Here is a 16,750-nt window from a genome sequence, read left to right as displayed (position 1 = left end):
TCCAATCCGCGGACTTCATCAGGGCCAGCAGCCCCCGGGCTGCGCAAACAGGCCGGACACATGGCTGCACCCGACCATCAAAGTCATACTTTCCACTTGCATCGTCAGGGCCGTCCACACATGGCTCCATGCGTTGCAGACGGTGACGATTTTATCCTCGCACATTTCGTGCGGGGGCCGTCCACAACATCACCTCTGCTTAATGCGTGCCCATACCGGAACCATCGGCCTTCAGGCCGGTGAGCAGGTCAGGCTCGATCACGGATTGCAGCCGCAGCGCATGCGCTTGCTGTCGCGCTCCAAGGATCGGGGAATGGATATGGGGATCTAAAACAGGAGACGTACAGCAAACTGTACGTTATAGTGGTCATGGAGGACCGATCATGACCTGTGTTTCCTATACCGACCTGCGCCAGAATCTGGCACATTATCTGGACGAAGCCGTGAACAGCCGCGCGCCGATTGTCGTGACCCGCAAGACCGGGAAAGGCAGTGTCGTGCTGATGTCGGAAGAAGAATTCTCTGGCTGGCAGGAAACCGTGCATCTTCTGAGCAGCCCACGCAACGCGGAAAGGCTGTTGCGGAGCATTCGTGACATCGAGCATGGGGCGGCGACCGAGCGTGATCTTCTGGAGCCGCAGGATGAACCGTCGGCGTGAAGGTCATTTTTCATGAAGATGGCTGGGAGGATTATCTTTCCTGGTTCCAGTCAGATCATGCTGTTCTTGGGAAGGTTAATGCCCTGATCGAGGATGTAAGGCGGCATCCGTTTCAGGGGATAGGGAAGCCAGAACCACTGAAGGGGCAGCTTTCCGGGTGGTGGTCCCGACGGATTACGGGGGAACATCGTCTGGTCTACCGGGTTCAGGGCCGCGCGGGAGAGGATCAGCGGATTGAGGTTGCCCAGTGCCGGTTTCATTACTGAAGGAGAGGCGTCATGAGCGAGACGGATCCGGCAGCCCGTGCGTTTGAGGATCTGTGCGCCGAAATGACGATGCGCCGACGCAGCATGGAAGCGCTGCCCCAGGCATGGCGGGATAACCGGCCACGTGACTATACGCCGGACCTGGCCAGACTGGTCAAAGCCCTGAACGAAGTGGGCGCGTGCATGAAGGTGATCGAGGCCAGTCCGACGCTGAAGATGACGCCACAGACCTATGGGTAGGGGGGTACGCCAGGCAGGGCTTTCTGTCAGTCAGGACATGCAGGCCGCCTTTTATACCGCGATCCGAGCGGTTCAGGTGGAGCGGCAGCAACCGACCGATATTAATGGCACTGGCTCAGATCGGACAGGCACGTACCTAGGACCAGTCAGAACTGGTGGGTGCTGCAGGTCGGGCTGGCCTGTCTGGTTTGTCGGGATCGTGCCCTGACCCATCTCCTGCCATCATCACTGGGGACGCGCGTGGCCTCCTTTATCGTGGGTGGACAGGATCGATGGGAGTCTGGTGCGTTGATGATGGAAGCCGACAATCCCGAAAGCCTGCGGCTAAAAAAGGGGATTCAGGTCGCCTGATCGGCCGCACCAAAGGCGGCATGAACACGAAGCTGCATGCGATCACCGATCGGAGCGGATGACCGCTGAGCTTTTTTATGACTGCGGGACAAATCAGCGATTATACCGGTGCCGCCGCCCTGCTGGACAGTCTTCCTGCAGCACAATGAATGCTGGGAGATCGCGGGTATGACGCCGACGGGTTCAGGGACGCCCTGGAAGCGAAAGGTATAAAGCCCTGCATTCCAGGACGGAAATCTCGCGGCAAACCTGACATTCTCCTTTCAAGGACATTCCGACATTTATGTCGAAAATCTTTATTAATGAGAATAGAAATCCCATATTATCAATCATCTATTTTATACCTTAATTATGAGAATATCCTCAATTGCAGTAACCATCCGGCGAGAGACGCGGGTGTGTTCAGGCGGCGATGGTATTGTGGTCGTGGTGGGGAGCTTTCCAGTGCCAGGGCAGGAGTTCATGGAGGCGTGGATTGGGGATGTCGTTGATCCGTGCCATGACATCGGCGAGCCAGGCCTGGGGATCGACATCGTTGAGTTTCGCGGTGACGATCAGGGAATACATGGCGGCGGCGCGCTCTCCGCCACGGTCGGAGCCGGCGAACAGCCAGGCCCGTCTTCCGAGAGCGACGCCACGCAGGGCGCGTTCCGCCGCATTGTTCGTCAGACAGATCCGGCCATCGATGAGGAATCTCGTGAATGTGTCGGCACGTCTGAGAAAATATTTCATGGCCTGGGTAACGGGATTTTTGGTCGACATGCGCCGGCAACACTCCCGCATCCAGTCGAACAACTCATCGACCAGAGGCACAATGTCTGTTTGACGGACAGCCAGCCGGTGTTCTGCGGGCGTGCCGTTGATGGCCCGTTCGGCCTCGAATATGGCGTCGATCCGACGCACTGCCTCTATGGCGAGGGGCGCCTTGTCCCTCTCGGCGATTTTGAACAACCCTCGTCGTCCGTGCGCCCAGCAGCCGGCGGAGATGACGGGTGCGGGCTGGCGTCCCGGCTTCGCCAGCGTGTTATAACCCGCATAGGCGTCTGACTGCACGATACCCGTCCAGCCTGCGAGATGGTCCGTGGGATGTTCGCCCTTGCGGTCCCGGGAATAACGGAACCAGACGGCTGGGGGCGCTGTGCCTCCAAAGGGGTGATCGTCCCGCACGTAGTTCCACAATCGTCCGGTGACTGTCCGGCCTTTTGCCAGAACCGGCACGGTGGTGTCATCCGCGTGCAGGCGTTGTGCTGCCAGCACATGGGCCCGGATCAGCGCAGTCAGGGGGGCCAACGTCGCGGTGCAGGCCCCCACCCAGTCGGCCAGTGTCGACGTGTCGAGATCGATCCCTTCGCGGGCAAAGGCCCCGCTCTGGCGGTTCAGCGGCAGATGCTGCAGGAACTTGTCGCACAGGATGGTCGACAGCAGCCATGGGCCGGCGCGTCCGCGCGCGATCGGATGGAAGGGTGCCGGTGGCTGGGTGATGCTCTCGCAGTCCCGGCAGGTGAACTTCTCCCGCACCGTCTGGATGACCTTGAACTGGCGGGGGATCACCTCCAGCGTCTCGGTGATGCTCTCCCCCAGCTTGCTCAGGCGGTCACCACCACAGCACGGACAGTGTGTCGGCGTGGGGATCACGACCCGCTCGCGCGGCAGATCGGCACGCAGGGGCTGGCGTCCCCGGTTGCTGCGGGGTGCTGTCGCGCGGACGGCGGGATCCATGGCATTTTCGGGCGCGTCCTCGGCGAGCGTCGTCTCCAGATCTTCCAGTTCGAGTTCGAGCTGGGCCAGCAGGCGGCGTCCCCGCTCCGACGAGGCGCCGAAACGGTCCTGACGCATCCGCGCGATGATGTGCTTGAGATGGGCGATCTGCGCCTCAGCAGCAGCAAGTGCAGCACGCAAGGCGATGATGTCGTCCGCATCTCCCGTCATGACGGCATTTGATCACATGGGCGCTCAAAAGGGTACCAGTATATGCTGAGCTGGCGCAGTTTTTATCATCCCGCCAGTTCAGGTCTCCATGTTTTCTGCGGATTGCGCCAATCCACGCCCTCGAGCAGACAGGTCAATTGTGATGGGGAGAGATGGATCGCTCCATCCTTTGCCGAAGGCCACAGGAAATGCCCGCGCTCGATCCGTTTCGCATAGAGGGAAAGGCCGATCCCATCGTGCCAGATCAGTTTTACCAGATCGCCGCGTCGGCCCCTGAAGGCATAAACGTCGCCCGCGAAAGGGTCTCGGCCCAGAGCTTCCTGGACCTTCAACGCCAGCCCGGGCATCCCCAGTCGCATATCGGTCACGCCCGCCGCCAGCCAGATCCGTAGCGTGGAGGGAAGCGGGATCATGAACGCAGCGCGCTCACAATCTCACGCAGACGATCAGCGGACAGCCCCGTGTCGAACTCCAGCCGCACACCGTCCGGAAAGACCAGGCTGACCGCTCGGTCGGGCGGCGTTCCCTGTGCGCTCCGACACTCCAATGGCTGCTGCTGGGGTGCCGGAGCCATCATGACAGGTACGAACGATGTCCCGCCTTTGGCCTGCGCCTTGGCCCGGGCTTCTCGCCGCCAGCGAAACACCAGACTTTGATGGACACCATACTGTGCGGCCACCTCCCTTACGGGGCGTCGGCTCTCGTAGGACGCGATGACCACGCGCGCGCGAAATTCAGGGGCGTGCCAGCGGCGGCGATCTGAAACGATCTCGATCCGCGAGGCTTCCGCCAGCCTGTCTCGATCGCCTGTCTCCATGCCGCTCCTTTGGAGCCTCTCTGCGGTACTACCTGCGACACTCGCAGGTAGTACCGCGTCTCTATCTCTTAAATCGCTCATGCTTCATAGCTGAACCACAATAGAAATATTCAGGAAGGCGTCAGTCGCCGAGTGCTTACCAATTGCAGTGAAAAATATCCTTAATTATGCGAAAAAATGATTCCGAAATTTTCAGAATGAGATTGCTTTTGCTCTCATGTCAGACATCCAAGTGGGTGTGACCATCGCCTGAAAGCGGACGTTATCAAGCGAACCGCGATAGACAGAGTTGGGGACGTTCGAGGTCTATCGGATTAGAGGAGTGAATCGCGGAGACCACACATTCAGCAGCGCCTGCCAAGGTATCGATAGCAGACATGAACGAATGTTATTGCCTTGTCAGCGGCGCAGCATAGCGACAAGATCGACGAAAGGCTCTGCCGACGCTACGTGGCGCTCAGTTGCGGGTGGCATTGATTGTCGTTGGGTGTCGTCTGCCAAGATTACCAGAAGTCCGAAGTCACTCTCCGATTATCGTGGCGCTCCGTAGGAGGTTGTCGTTTTCAACGATTGCGGCGACCTCTTGGTAGATCTGCGCATCTGCTTCGACGTCCACCGTTTCGATCGACATGACGAGTGAATAGGGCATTTTCCGCAACCAACGTTCGCCGCGCTTCCTGTCGCCCCACCATCCCTTGACCGGTAGGACCCCAATACCTCCCTTATGGAGAAGATCAGACGCCGGACCTGTCCAAACGTCGTGATGCAGTGAGCCCCGTCGGGCATTAGCGGGACCGATCTCGAACCGGTCATCCTCATCGAGATCTTCAGCTTCATAGTCTTCTTCACGCATGAGTGTGTTAACGCGAGCAATCGCCTCCTCGTCATCGTCATCGATCCCCTTCAGGACGAACCGAAGCTTGGCCGACGCGTAGCGATTGGACTGCTGGCGCGTTGAACGCGTTGGATTGGGCTCGACGAAATAGGACAAGGTGACGCGAAGGCGGACTTCATCGGCGCCGAGTTCCTCGAGCACATCGACCGGCCATGGCAGTTGGTGCCACTTCATCTCACCGAGGGCGATGCTGTTGCCCGATCCGCGACGATAGACCTGAAGTTCGTCTTGGATGATCATCGTCATTGCATTGTCGAGACTTGTCAGCGCACGCATGCGATCAGGAATGCCGAACCCGTATCTCTGGAGAAGTTGACCATAGTCACCTCGGGTCGGTCGCGTCGGCAGGCGCTGCAGCATCGCCGGCGTCCAGCGTGCCGAATGGATTATCAGAGCGCGAACAGTTTGGGGCGTTGCGTCGGGATAAGCCGCCATGATAGCAGCAGCTAGCCCACTCGCTGCTGCCGTAGCGGCGCTCGTCTCGCCAGTGCAACTGAAGCGGTGAGCGGCAAAGTCACGCGCTGTAGTGACGATGCTGAGGTGGGGCGCGTGCAGGGTTCCGACGCCGTCTACATCAGCGACCCTATTGCCGCCTTCCATTACGATATCAGGCTTATTGCATAATATGGGCCGTTGCCACGCAATGCTGGTTCGCGAAGTGGGGCAGAGGTCGCCCTCTGGCGCCACATGATCCGGTGGCAATTCCTGATCGACGAAACGTGTGCAGGCACCGACTGTAATCGCATTGAGCGCTTGCGCCGGTGAGCGCATCGGGGAGGCATCGTTCAGTGCGATGTAGTCCGCAGCCATGTAGGGCTGTTCATCGATATTTCCGGCCGGAACGAAGAAGAGCCTCTGCTTGCCCGGTCGACCGAAGGCTAACTGGTCAATCACAGTCGAGAGGCTCGATGGATGTCCATTCGAGCGCTCACGGGGGGCGCTCATAGAGAGCGAGTAGACGCGATTGGCGCGCGTGGTGCGTTCCATCAAGCGGACGGCAGCGCGAACGGAAGTGCCCGGAAGAGGCTGCGAGGCGCCAGGGACTGCCGGTGGCAGCACCGTCACGGATTCCAGCCGATGTGTCAGGATGACCGGATCGGTGCTGGCGAGGAGCGGTGCAAGATTTCCATAGAGCGCGACGCCAGCCATGCCGGTGCCATGGCCGTGATGATCATTGGCGGCCCATGCGGTGTTCACCGTCAGGGTACGACCGGCCTCAATAAAAGGTGCAAGGAGAGGGTGTGTACGGCGCACGCCGCTGTCAAGTATGCAGACGCGGGGGGCGTCTTTTTCTGGTGCCACTATCTGGTTCAGGAGGGCTTCGGCTGCTGCGGCCTGTTGACCAGGCATAAGCTCCAGAAGGTGTGCCATAAATGAGGAGGCAGCGCGCAATTCTGCTACGACAGGCACGCGCTTAATTAACGCCGTAATCTGCCGCTTTGTGCCGTATGCGCGCACCACAATGGCTTCAGGAAACGTGAGATGCCCCCTTTCGATGGTGATATCGAGTTCAGGTGCGCTATCTCTGATCCAATCCTCTGTTCCGGGACGAAGCCAGAGTTCCCATGCGAAAGGCTTGTTGTGTGACGGCGGTTTACCTTGGTCCGTCCAAAGATCGCCAAACTTCGTCGGACGAATTTTCTCGAGGTGGTCGAAGAATTCCTCGTTGGGCGGGGGCTTGCCCTCTCCCGCCTGGCTATTGGCATAGGCTTTGGTCGATTTCTTAAAGCTGTCGATCTTGGTAGTGCGCATAAAGACGTTCGCAGTCTGTCGCCCCTCATCGACCTTTACCGAGAGAAGATTGATGCCGCGCCGAGATGAATCGAAGAAAGCGAGCGGCATGGGCCTCTGACTGGACGCTTCAAAGCTCAGATAGAAGCCGCGATCCGCCTCGGGGATCAGGACTTGATCAGCAACCTTTGCGGCGGCACGCGCGGCCGCCGCATCGACGGCAGCAACGAGAACCTCGATGTGCTGCCGACGGTTGGCGCGCGGCATTCTAACGTTGCGAATTATGGGCGAAATGCCTCGAAATGGAATTGCACGGCCGTTGCGGCGAACAAAGAGGTGCGGATGCTCCGCCATGCTACAATCTGATCCTTGATTAGAAAGTGTGCCCGTTCCGCCGTTCGCTAAGCGCTGTCATCAGAAGGCGGGAGTCTAGGATGCCTTCATGATCGAGCACAGCTACGCGCGCAGCGTCGATCGCGCCGCGAGCAATGTCGCAGTGGGACATACCGTTGGTTTCTCCCATGAGTGAATCCCAATCGAGGCTACTCAGATCGAAGGTCGTGAGATTGTTTTCAATTACGGCGCGCGCTTGGGTCTGGTCGGGCAGCCCGTAAGTGAAGATCGCGTCGAAGCGCCGGAACAGCGCTTTGTCGAGCAGTTTGGCGTGATTGGTGGCAGCCAGAATAAGGCTCGTGCTGCGGTCTTCCTCTAGAAATTTGAGGAAGGCAGTCGCGATGCGTCGTGCCTCACCGACGTCATTGGGCATCGAGCGTTCAGCGCCGAGAGCATCAAGCTCGTCGAATAGATAGACGCCACGGTTGTTGGCGATAGATTCAAAAACAAGGCGCAATTTGGATGCGCTTTCGCCCATATATTTCGTGATGATGCCATCGAGTTCGATCGTGAAGAGTGGGAGCGATAGCTCACCTGCAAGCGCAGCCGCAGTGCTGGTTTTTCCTGTACCAGGAGGCCCGCTCAGCAGCAGCTTGCGGCGGGGGCTAAGCCCAAACTCATCGAGTTTGTCGCGCTCGCGTTGCTCCTTCACGATACGCTTGAGCGCTTCTGACAGACGGTCTGGCAAAACGAGCGAGGACAGCCTGATCAGGGGGAAGCTGGCACTAAGAAGTCCGGCGAGTTCGCCCTTCGGCCGCACCATGGGTATAGGGTCGCGCGTGCGCTCGATCGAGGCGATCTGGTTGCGCGCCTCTTCAATGAGATCACGTAGCTCTTCCGCAACACGGGAATGACCGCGCTTGGCTGCGTCCGCAGCAAGTTGCAACGCGATTTGCTCGAACCGGCTGCGATCGCCTTTGGTGTGGCTCCTGACGAGCGAAATAATTTGGGCGGCGCTGGCCACTATTCCCCCCGACGCGACAGCAAATGTTCAATGCGCAACTCTATGCCCGATATTTGCGATGTCTCCAAGGGAATTGAAAGATGGTAGATCATTTTGCCAGTGCCTTTGAAGTTCAGAGGTTTGATTGCCTAGCGTACCTTAGCGCACCTCGAACTTGATCTTCCGCACCTCGGCTGGTTCTGGCTGCCACGGTGCACGAAGTTGAAGTTTGAGCCATATGTCACCCGTGTGGCTTGGTGTCACGATGAAGAGGTCCTGCCCGCGACCGCCGAAACCAGTCGAGGGTTTAGTCCCACGTCTCTCAATATGAAGTCCGTCGCAATCCGAGGCCTCCCATCGAAAGCCCGTTCCGCCGGAAAAGGGCAACGCGAGCTCGACCGCTTGCCCAACATTAGCTCCGATGACGCTTGTTCCCTTCTGCACTTCCGTCACCATAGGCAAGTCAACCTCACAATCTTTCGACCTCTATCGCGATAAAGGGAAATTCCTGATCCAGCCCGCACTGCCCATAGGCAATCCGGCAAAACCCATCCTCCCCCCAACTACTGGACCAGCTGTTCTTGACGATCCAGCATGACGCGTCGTCGTCATAACCCACGACGCAGACGGCATGGAGGCCAATTTCGTCACCTGTAGCATGTTCGTATACGCCGCTCTTATAGTACCGGAAATCGTCGAAGACTCGCATACCCGCGACCACGGGGCCGCGTACTAGCGCCCATCGGCGATCATCCGCGCTGTGGGCCGTTTTCCAAGAGGAGACTTTAACAGCAGGCGGAATGGACTTACAGGTCGATCCAACCACATAGGGGAAGTCCGCCTCTAGACCGACGCCTTGGCTGGCGCGTCCCAGCGCGGGGATGAAATCCCACCCGGTATCGCAGCAATCGCCGCAGCCACAATAAAACAGGTCGGCTTCTGAGAGATCAACACTGGCTGGCTCATTCTCCTGGATCGCGAGCGCGCTTTCCATTGCTGCGCAGGTAGCGAAGGCCACACAGGATCCGCATGTATCTTGAGAGCGAATAGGTGACACGCGGCCCTCAGTACGCCAGTCGATTTTCGCAGGCCGCGTTCCGCGAAACGCCTCGGGCATCATTGTAGCGACCTGCAGCGCCGGCGCGTTGAGGCTCGTTCGCCGCAAACCAAATTGTCCAGAGGTTAACGCGGCCGCTGCGACGGGAGTTTCCCCTGCGACCCATTTGAGCTTGCGCGCGACAATAGCTCTTTTGACTTCGGCCAGATTCATCGCTTGGATCAACTCCTTCAACAGCTTGTTTACTCGCGATATAGCACCAGCTATTCTAAGGGGGAAATAAGCGGGCAGCACACCACAGGATACAGCCGACCTCCTGAAAATCCATACACTTGCGCTAGTTGATCCGCACTCAATGATCGAAAATGGCGAGCTAAACGTCCGACAAGGGTTGGTAGCCGTCATGAACGTGAACACTTTGAATGGCTGCTCTCAGTCACCCCTTCTCGGCGACCGACTTTTTGCTTTCCTCCATATTTGCGTTCTTGGTCATGTAATAGAGTACGGCAGCAAAGAAACTTTTCTCCTTTTCCTACGATGATACGACAAATGAAGCCGTGAGCCCGATAGGGTGCTGAGTTTGGATGCTATCCAACATTATGAATTGCATTCATTCGTCGCTTGATGGGGGAGGCGCGTGTGCATTCGTCTATCGGGTCCATCCAAACCGCTTGCGATGTAGATGATGCAACATGGGAATTGGCTACCAACCGCAGTGCACTACTGCGTCCGCTGGCTGAGGCTGAATGCTCGAATGCGCTGGAGGTTAGGTATGTTGCTCAACGTCTTGGTCTTAGCGTTCAGCATACCTACCGGCTTATCAAGAAACTTAGGGAGGAGAAAACTACCTCGGCGTTAATCCCTCATGCGCGCGGTCCACGACTAGGGAGCAGACGTCTATCAGATGCCGTCGAGCGTCTGATTATGGAAGTCGTGAAAAAAAGCTACCTGCAGCGCGAAAAACCGACCTTGACGCGGGTTTATCGTCATCTTTGCGAAGCATGCCGGGCCGTAGACCGCAAGCCGCCGTCCATGAAAGCGCTACGTGCCAGGATAAACGCTATTGACCTGAAGAAGCAGGTGCGTCGTCGCGAAGGGCCTGCGGTTGCGGAAGCACATTTCCACCAGATTAAAGGCAGCTTGGAGACGACGCGACCGCTGGAAATTGTCCAGATCGACCATACCAAAGTCGATCTTATATTGGTCGATGACGTTACACGTTGCAGCATTGGCCGTCCGTGGCTGACCCTGGTTTTGGATGTCCACACCCGCATGGTGCTCGGCTTCCTCCTTTCGCTGGAGGCTCCGAGCGCAACCTCGGTGGCACTGGCTGTAGCGCAGGCGGTGTTGCCAAAGGACACGTGGCGGGCAGAGCGTCTAATTGAGCATAGTTGGCCTACGGCAGGTCTTCCAACTTGCATTCATGTGGACAACGGCGCCGAATTTCATAGTCGTGCCTTCGAACGTGGCTGTGCACAGCATGGGGTCGAGATTGTTTACCGACCGCCTGTAACGCCTCGCTATGGAGGACATATCGAGCGACTGATGGGTACGCTGATGGGACGGATTCAATGTCTGCCGGGGACGACCTTCTCAAATGTACAGGTCAGGGGAGATTACGCGTCAGAAGCGCGGGCCTGTCTATCCTTCCGGGAATTTGAACGGATTTTGGCACTGGAAGTCCTAGGCCCCTATCATAATGAGGTCCACCGTAGCCTTGGTTGCACTCCGGTCGCCCGCTGGGTTGAGGCGACGCAAGGGATTTCCCTGCGGCATCCGGTCGATGAACAGGGATTTTTGCTCGATTTTATGCCGTTCCAGGAGCGGGTGGTTCGCAGGGACGGCGTGCGGCTATTCAACATCCAGTATCAGGATGGGGCACTTGCACACCTGCTCGGACGGCCAGGCACAAAGATGCGAGTGAAATACGACCCACGGAACCTGTCGGCAGTGTTCGTGGAATTGTCGGACGGTGATCACATTCGCGTTCCGTATGCGGATCTGCGCCGGGCGCCCATTACCTTGTGGGAACATAGGGAAGCAGTGCGAACGCTGCGGCAAGAAGGTCGACGATCAATCGACGAACACGCAATCTTCTCCGCGATTGTAACGCAACGCGCTATTCTCGACGAAGCGAGGGGTAGAAATCGTCAGGCAAGGCGCAAGACGGTTCGCCGCGAGGTAGCACATGCTCTGACACCAGAGCCAGTCCCGGCAGAGGGTCAAATTACTGAAGAAGATGATGCTCGGATTGCCTTGCCGCCGCCTGGGGCAACCAGTGGCGTGGAGATCTGGTGATCATGGGCACGGTTGAATGGTCTCACCTTCCAGAGGATGTAAGACCCTTGGCCACCCTGGATAGCGAACAGAGGATCGCGCATATTCGCGCCAAGCGCTGGGTCGACTATCCGCATGCCGCACGGACATTGAGACGGCTTGAAGAGATTTATGTCCAGCCACGGTCAGAGCGCATGGAAAATTTGCTTCTGATTGGTCAGAGCGGCATGGGCAAGACTATGCTGGTCCGTAAATTCGAGCGGTATTCATCGGTTGTACTCAAGGGAACTGGGACTTTCCGCCTGCAGCCTGTGGTGGTCATGCTAATGCCCCACGATCCGACCGCCCCGCGCTTCTTTTTGCAATTGCTCAAGGCAGTCGGGGTCCCGCCAATGGATACGTTTGAGGGGAGCGCTCCTCGGGAAACCACAGTGTTGCGCGTGATGAAAGATCTACAGACCAAGGTCATTGTCATTGATGAACTGAACTCCGTCCTGGCAGCATCGCCACGCCAACAACGACAGTTTTTGCAACTGTTGCGATGGTTATCCAACGAACTGCGTGTTGCTCTAGTCGGTGTTGGCGTGCCCGAGACCCGCCATGCACTGCTCTCTGATGATCAATTACGCAGTCGGTTCATGCATCTCGAGTTGCCAACATGGGAAGAGGGCGCTGACTTTAAGCGTTTTGTAACTCATCTGATCTGGAGCTTGCCCTTACGTGCGCCGTCACCGATTGACTCCGCGCGGGTCATGCAGCTTCTGGTTGGCCGGACAGGCGGCATCACGCTGGGTGTTTGCAAGGCGATTGAACGGGCGGCTATCGCGGCGATCCGTTCCGGCAGCGAGCGTGTAGATTACAGTGGGCTCCAGGACCATGACGTGTGGGACGGGCTTGAGGCCCCAGTAGCCGCCGGCAGGTCTCGCCAGCAGGACGGGCGAAGGTGAACAAGCCTGGCAGGCTACCAATTGTTCCTGATCCCTTTCGGGGCGAGGCGCTTTCTTCCTGGTTGACCAGATTGGCGGCACGCTATGATCTGCGGGCCAATGATATCCTCCATCATGTAGGAGTTGGGCAGAGTGCTTATCGCGATCTTGATTGGCTGACGGTGCCCCACGTTGATCGTGCTCTCGCTCAGGCGACCGGAATCAGCACAAGCCGAATTGCTGGAATGCGATATGGTGTGGAGGACGGTTGGCTATGGGATCGGCCTGGGCGGGTATGGTGCCGGGCCTGTCTGCAGGCCGACCTTCTGGCTGGTGAAGAAAGCTGGGAACGTCGAAGCTGGCGGAGCGGGGCAACAGTGCTTTGCAGTCAGCATCGCCAGCTTCTGGAAGAGACCTGCCCTGTTTGTCACCAGATTGGAACGGGCTGTCTGTTCCGTGCCTATCGGGGACGTATCCGCTCCCGCTGTATCGCACGCGACAGACCTGTAGCGCTGCGAAACGACGAAACGCTATCGGTTCTACCTTTGGGATTGCGTCTGACGGGCATAACGGTGAAAGCGATTGACGCGTTGCAACGCGATCTACATCGGAGCCTTCGTGGTCACATGCCACATGGGCGGTGGTGTGGCGTGACACATCCGAGGGATCTTCCGGTGCTGGTTGAAGATTTTTTGCGGATGGTTGTGCCTACTCTTGGCCTTCAACTGCAGGTCGCGCCGCCGTTACGGTGGATGTTGCGGCATTCTGATTGGCAGGATCTCTTTGTCTTCACACCGGCCATGCTGCCCCTTGAGGTGGCGGCAGGTGTCCTGGCCATCGCGGCGTTGATCCTGGCCGATCCGGGATGGACGGGAGAGTTGGCGGGACAAATCGACTGGGCTCCTGCGGGGAGAGGGAAGAAGCGCGAGGCCTTCAGTCCGGAGAGTTTTTTGCAGTGGCTTCATCCAGGCATAGCGGACTGGGGACGCTGTCGACTGGAGGCATTGGTGATGCGTAACCGAATTAAGGGTACTTTTTCGCATTAATAAGGGTCATTTTTCTCCTGATTAAGGAGAACCGGAACCGGAGAAAAGCGCGGCAAATCTGACATTCTCCTTATTAAGGACGTTTCGACAATTTTAGCAGGAATTGCCGGATTTTTCATATACTTCCGACAAGATAACTTATCGGAAGTAAACTTTTGATCGGTCTGAGTTTGCCCGGCGGGGACGGGAGGGGGCAGAAAGTCCGGAAAACCGGGCCTTCCGGGATCAATCGGGCGTTTTTTTGTTCTCAAAAAACGCATTAACATGATACGACGTATTACATGGAGCGCAAACGCCTTAATATGGTCAGGGTCAGGCGGCGCGGTTTCCCGCTGAGGATGGGCAGGCTGCCCTCTTCGAAAGTCCGTTCGGGGTCGGCCCGCAGGGCGTTCGGGCCGAAAAACCGGGGATCCCATCAGAATGGCTGAGACCGGCCGACCGCTGCAGGCGGCGCGGCCGCCGACCGGCCTGTCGCCGGCCACGGCACGGGCCTATGCGGCCTCCTGGCGTGCTTTCGTCGGGACCCAGGCCGTCGATAGCGGCTTTCCGGTCGGCCCTGTCGCGGTGGCAGCGTGGCTGGAGGCCCGGGCGAAGGCCGGACGGCCGCGGCAGAGCCTGGTGGTGGATCGCGCGGCGCTGACGGCCTGGTGTGCCGCCAATGGCGAGGCGTTCGATGTCGCCCTGCCCGCCACACGGGTGCGCCGGACCGGGGCCGGGGTCGATGCGGCTTCTCTGCTAGCTGCCGCGCGACGCTGCGGGCCCGACCTGCCCGGCCTGCGCGACCGGGCCTTGCTGTTGCTGACGGCCGCGCTGGACATCGGCGCTGAAGCGCTGGCCCGGCTGACCGTTGAGGACATCACCGACACGACAGACGGGATGACCGTTGCCCTGCTGCGGTCCCGGTCGGGGCGCCACCAGTTGCGCCGGTTGCGGCGACGCCGGGATCCGGCCGTCTGTCCGGTGCGATCCTGGGCTGTCTGGCGCGATGCCGCGCAACTGCGCTGGGGGGCAGCGTTCCGGGGGATCGATGCGCATGGCACGGTCGGGGATCCATTGTCGGTGCCGGGGATCCGGTTTTTGCTGGACCGGGCGCTGGGACGTTCTGATCGCCCGCCCCACCGCGCGCGTGGGACAAAATCGGGGTCCCCGCCAGAGTCCTCAGTCCGGACGGCGGCGCGTCGACGCACGACAACGCCCGCCCCGGACTGGGTCCGGACAACGCTCACGGTAAGCGGTCCGGTGGACGCGGTGGCCCGGTTCCGGGCGGCGGCCCAAGGTCCGGGGATCATCCCCTGGCAGGTGGATTTTGACTACGAACAGGCGCGCCTGCTGGCGCCAATGGCAGGCAAGGGGGCGCAGGCGGTGACGCTGGCCCGGCTGCTGCGCGAGGCGTCCGAACGCCTGCATCAGATCGCCCTGCAGCATCAGGCGGCGGGCACGCCCGCCTGTGCCTTTGACCTGCACCGGCTGGTGCCTGTTCCCGGTCCCCTTCTGGAAGCCGGGGCGGATTCATGCGCGGCGGCGGCCTGGTTGCAGGCGCATTGGGGCACGCTGCTACCGTTGCGCCGGGTAGAGGTCGAAGCCCCGCGCGACCAGCGCGCCCGCCGCAGTGCCCGGCTGGTCTACCGCTTCTGGTCGGCGGAATGGACGCCGTGGCAGGCGCTGGAGCAGGTGCAGACGGACTGGCCGGAGCTGGTTTTCAACATCCGGCCGCAATACGCGCGCAGCGATGCCGGGGAAACCGCTGATGCTGCCTGACGAAGAGGAAGATTGGGGTGATCCGCCGCGTCCGGCGGTGCCCGAGTTCCATGTCGAGGGGTTTGACGGGCCGCTGGACCTGCTGCTGGATCTGGCGGAACGCCAGCGCCTGGATCTGGGCGTCCTGTCCATCGCAGATCTGGCGGCCCAGTTTGTCGCTGAGGCGGAGCGGTTGGCCCAGACGACGCCGCTCATGCAGCGCGCGGACTGGGTGATCTGGATTGCCCGGCTTGTGTTCCTACGCTCGCGACTGCTGTTTGCCGCCCATGTAGAAAAGCAGGCGACCGAGAACGAGGCGCGCCGAATAGCGGATCAGCTCGACGGGCTGTTGCAGATGCGCGCGGCAGCGGACTGGCTAGAGGCGCGACCGCAGCTTGGCGTGTCGGTTTTTGCACAGGGCGGGACAGACGCGAATGGCAGTGTTTCTGTACAGCAGGGGACATATTTCAGTCTGATGGAAGCCTGTCTCGGTGTGCTGGAACGGGAATTGGCACAGGTCGAGACATCCGTCCCGATCTATCGGATTGATGTGCCTTCCTACTGGCGTGTGACCGATGCATTGGCCTTTATCCGAGCGAAAATGAGAAACGGAGCTTTCCGAAGCATATGGGACTGTGTTCCTGCGACGCCGTTTGCTGAGCCTGAGGGATTAATCGCTCGTCGAGCGGCTGTAGCTGCGACATTTGTGGCTGGGCTGGAATTGGTGCGGCAGGGAGACGCATCGATCGATACGGTCGTGTTTCCCATGGCATGATGTTAGCGATTGCAGACTCTTTGGAATGAGCGGGACAACGCCACGATGGAATGGTGTGCACGGTAGCCGAAGGCAGCACAAGCGCAGTGATATGCCGCTCTGCAACGTAGCGGCAGCCTTTTTCCTGTTCTAGAGAATTTCCTGGCTTTCGTTGCATCCTATGACCTCAAAGAGGTCCGCATCTGGGGCAATGGTGCCGCATTGACAATATGTTGCTGTCCGAACTGTACCGCCGCCTCAAGCTGCGCGTGTCGTGGCAGTTCTTCAATGACCGTTGCTTCCGACTATTCACTCTCTGATGGCCACCTGAAAGAGATCGAGAATATCTTCGAGTGCGAAGATTCCATTAAGATTCATCCTGGCAGCTTCCGATAGTTTTGGAATGGCACGTTCGAAGATTGCCAGATTGATCTCCTCATTCAATCGGGAGGGATAGAGAATACCGTCAGGTTTGGCAGGATGGTTATGGAGTGCGAGTGACCATTGGCGCGCGGGACGCTGGTCCGACCCGCCGACTACATCGCTGGGAATGCCCATCCTTAAGGGATTGTCGCTCCGCAGATCGACAACCTGCAAATCAGTGACCACCACGATCTCCGCATAATCACGGTCGGTGATTTCCTGCTCGGCGGTAAGCATCCGGCGGGAGACGCGGGCGTATTCAGGCGGCGATGGTATTGTGGACCTGCTGGTGGGCTTTCCAGTGCC

At 59.0% G+C, this 16,750-nt stretch carries 15 protein-coding genes and 3 pseudogenes; 10 read left to right on the top strand and 8 right to left on the bottom strand.

Going from position 1 to position 16,750, the window contains the following annotated elements; genetic code table 11:
• The 5 genes and pseudogenes from DV027_RS17775 to DV027_RS15520 all read left to right on the top strand — a co-directional run.
• Positions 1-331: pseudogene (locus tag DV027_RS17775) on the top strand (hypothetical protein); the annotation flags it as partial.
• Positions 332-383: 52 nt separating this feature from the next.
• The gene (locus DV027_RS15535; protein WP_061276673.1) at positions 384-659 is read left to right on the top strand and encodes a type II toxin-antitoxin system Phd/YefM family antitoxin; all 276 of its coding nucleotides are present in this window, start codon (positions 384-386) and stop codon (positions 657-659) included.
• A complete protein-coding gene (locus tag DV027_RS15530) occupies positions 656-925 on the top strand; it encodes a Txe/YoeB family addiction module toxin (protein WP_081749560.1) in 270 nt (89 codons plus the stop codon). The genes DV027_RS15535 and DV027_RS15530 overlap by 4 nt, the downstream gene beginning before the upstream one ends.
• 12 nt (positions 926-937) lie before the next feature.
• Positions 938-1,516 (top strand): annotated as a pseudogene (locus DV027_RS18145) (DUF6118 family protein).
• Positions 1,492-1,764 (top strand): annotated as a pseudogene (locus tag DV027_RS15520) (transposase); the annotation flags it as partial. The pseudogenes DV027_RS18145 and DV027_RS15520, both read left to right, overlap by 25 nt.
• A gap of 154 nt (positions 1,765-1,918) precedes the next feature.
• Here the strand turns inward: DV027_RS15520 and tnpC are convergent.
• The 7 genes from tnpC to DV027_RS15485 form a co-directional block, all read right to left on the bottom strand.
• Entirely contained in the window at positions 1,919-3,445 is a 1,527-nt protein-coding gene (gene tnpC / locus DV027_RS15515; RefSeq protein ID WP_130732819.1) for an IS66 family transposase, read from the bottom strand.
• Positions 3,446-3,510: 65 nt separating this feature from the next.
• Complete coding sequence (tnpB, locus tag DV027_RS15510) at positions 3,511-3,858, bottom strand: IS66 family insertion sequence element accessory protein TnpB (protein WP_019092242.1); 348 nt, start codon at positions 3,856-3,858, stop codon at positions 3,511-3,513.
• Positions 3,855-4,262 carry an IS66-like element accessory protein TnpA gene (tnpA, locus tag DV027_RS15505; RefSeq protein ID WP_019092241.1) on the bottom strand — a complete coding sequence of 136 codons (408 nt, stop codon included), beginning with the start codon at positions 4,260-4,262 and terminating at the stop codon, positions 3,855-3,857. Before tnpA ends, tnpB begins: the two co-directional genes overlap by 4 nt.
• A 520-nt stretch (positions 4,263-4,782) precedes the next feature.
• Positions 4,783-7,242, bottom strand: coding sequence for a S8 family peptidase (locus tag DV027_RS15500; protein ID WP_078524667.1), 2,460 nt, complete (start codon positions 7,240-7,242; stop codon positions 4,783-4,785).
• A 19-nt stretch (positions 7,243-7,261) separates the two neighbouring features.
• Positions 7,262-8,245 (bottom strand): AAA family ATPase, encoded by a 984-nt coding sequence (locus tag DV027_RS15495; RefSeq protein WP_078524668.1) that lies wholly within the window; start codon positions 8,243-8,245, stop codon positions 7,262-7,264.
• Positions 8,246-8,383: 138 nt separating this feature from the next.
• Positions 8,384-8,680, bottom strand: a complete 297-nt coding sequence (locus DV027_RS18190) for a protease inhibitor I42 family protein (protein WP_078524669.1) — start codon at positions 8,678-8,680, stop codon at positions 8,384-8,386.
• A gap of 13 nt (positions 8,681-8,693) precedes the next feature.
• Positions 8,694-9,494: a C1 family peptidase gene (locus DV027_RS15485; RefSeq protein ID WP_165399223.1), complete on the bottom strand. Its 801-nt coding sequence runs from the start codon at positions 9,492-9,494 to the stop codon at positions 8,694-8,696.
• Between the two features lie 486 nt (positions 9,495-9,980).
• On the opposite strand from DV027_RS15485, the gene DV027_RS15480 reads away from it, so the two are divergent.
• The 5 genes from DV027_RS15480 to DV027_RS15460 all read left to right on the top strand — a co-directional run bounded on the left by DV027_RS15480 (position 9,981) and on the right by DV027_RS15460 (position 16,042).
• The gene (locus DV027_RS15480) at positions 9,981-11,579 is read left to right on the top strand and encodes a Mu transposase C-terminal domain-containing protein (RefSeq protein ID WP_236944619.1); all 1,599 of its coding nucleotides are present in this window, start codon (positions 9,981-9,983) and stop codon (positions 11,577-11,579) included.
• Between the two features lie 47 nt (positions 11,580-11,626).
• Positions 11,627-12,505 carry a TniB family NTP-binding protein gene (locus DV027_RS15475; RefSeq protein WP_236944620.1) on the top strand — a complete coding sequence of 293 codons (879 nt, stop codon included), beginning with the start codon at positions 11,627-11,629 and terminating at the stop codon, positions 12,503-12,505.
• The gene (locus tag DV027_RS15470; RefSeq protein ID WP_078524673.1) at positions 12,502-13,530 is read left to right on the top strand and encodes a TniQ family protein; all 1,029 of its coding nucleotides are present in this window, start codon (positions 12,502-12,504) and stop codon (positions 13,528-13,530) included. The genes DV027_RS15475 and DV027_RS15470 overlap by 4 nt, the downstream gene beginning before the upstream one ends.
• Positions 13,531-13,950: 420 nt before the next feature.
• Positions 13,951-15,288, top strand: coding sequence for a site-specific integrase (locus tag DV027_RS15465; RefSeq protein WP_207303517.1), 1,338 nt, complete (start codon positions 13,951-13,953; stop codon positions 15,286-15,288).
• Complete coding sequence (locus DV027_RS15460; RefSeq protein WP_130732818.1) at positions 15,278-16,042, top strand: segregation and condensation protein A; 765 nt, start codon at positions 15,278-15,280, stop codon at positions 16,040-16,042. Before DV027_RS15465 ends, DV027_RS15460 begins: the two co-directional genes overlap by 11 nt.
• Before the next feature lie 288 nt (positions 16,043-16,330).
• On the opposite strand, the gene DV027_RS15455 is transcribed toward DV027_RS15460, so the two are convergent.
• Positions 16,331-16,750, bottom strand: a 420-nt coding sequence (locus DV027_RS15455; RefSeq protein ID WP_242621955.1) for an RES family NAD+ phosphorylase, incomplete at its 5' end; no start/stop codon positions are given.

Origin of the sequence: Komagataeibacter xylinus (genome assembly GCF_004302915.1) — a bacterium.
Taxonomy (GTDB): Bacteria; Pseudomonadota; Alphaproteobacteria; order Acetobacterales; family Acetobacteraceae; genus Komagataeibacter; species Komagataeibacter xylinus_C.
The sequence above is the reverse complement of the archived record's forward strand: the minus strand, read 5'-3'. Positions and strand labels throughout refer to the sequence as shown.

Bases quoted from the DNA above. Each gene is read 5' to 3' on its own strand.
- tnpA (WP_019092241.1), bottom strand. From the start codon at position 4,262: ATGGAGACAGGCGATCGAGACAGGCTGGCGGAAGCCTCGCGGATCGAG.
- tnpC (WP_130732819.1), bottom strand. From the start codon at position 3,445: ATGACGGGAGATGCGGACGACATCATCGCCTTGCGTGCTGCACTTGCT.
- DV027_RS15500 (WP_078524667.1), bottom strand. From the start codon at position 7,242: ATGGCGGAGCATCCGCACCTCTTTGTTCGCCGCAACGGCCGTGCAATT.
- tnpB (WP_019092242.1), bottom strand. From the start codon at position 3,858: ATGATCCCGCTTCCCTCCACGCTACGGATCTGGCTGGCGGCGGGCGTG.
- DV027_RS18190 (WP_078524669.1), bottom strand. From the start codon at position 8,680: ATGGTGACGGAAGTGCAGAAGGGAACAAGCGTCATCGGAGCTAATGTT.
- DV027_RS15485 (WP_165399223.1), bottom strand. From the start codon at position 9,494: ATGAATCTGGCCGAAGTCAAAAGAGCTATTGTCGCGCGCAAGCTCAAA.
- DV027_RS15460 (WP_130732818.1), top strand. From the start codon at position 15,278: ATGCTGCCTGACGAAGAGGAAGATTGGGGTGATCCGCCGCGTCCGGCG.
- DV027_RS15465 (WP_207303517.1), top strand. From the start codon at position 13,951: ATGGCTGAGACCGGCCGACCGCTGCAGGCGGCGCGGCCGCCGACCGGC.
- DV027_RS15535 (WP_061276673.1), top strand. From the start codon at position 384: ATGACCTGTGTTTCCTATACCGACCTGCGCCAGAATCTGGCACATTAT.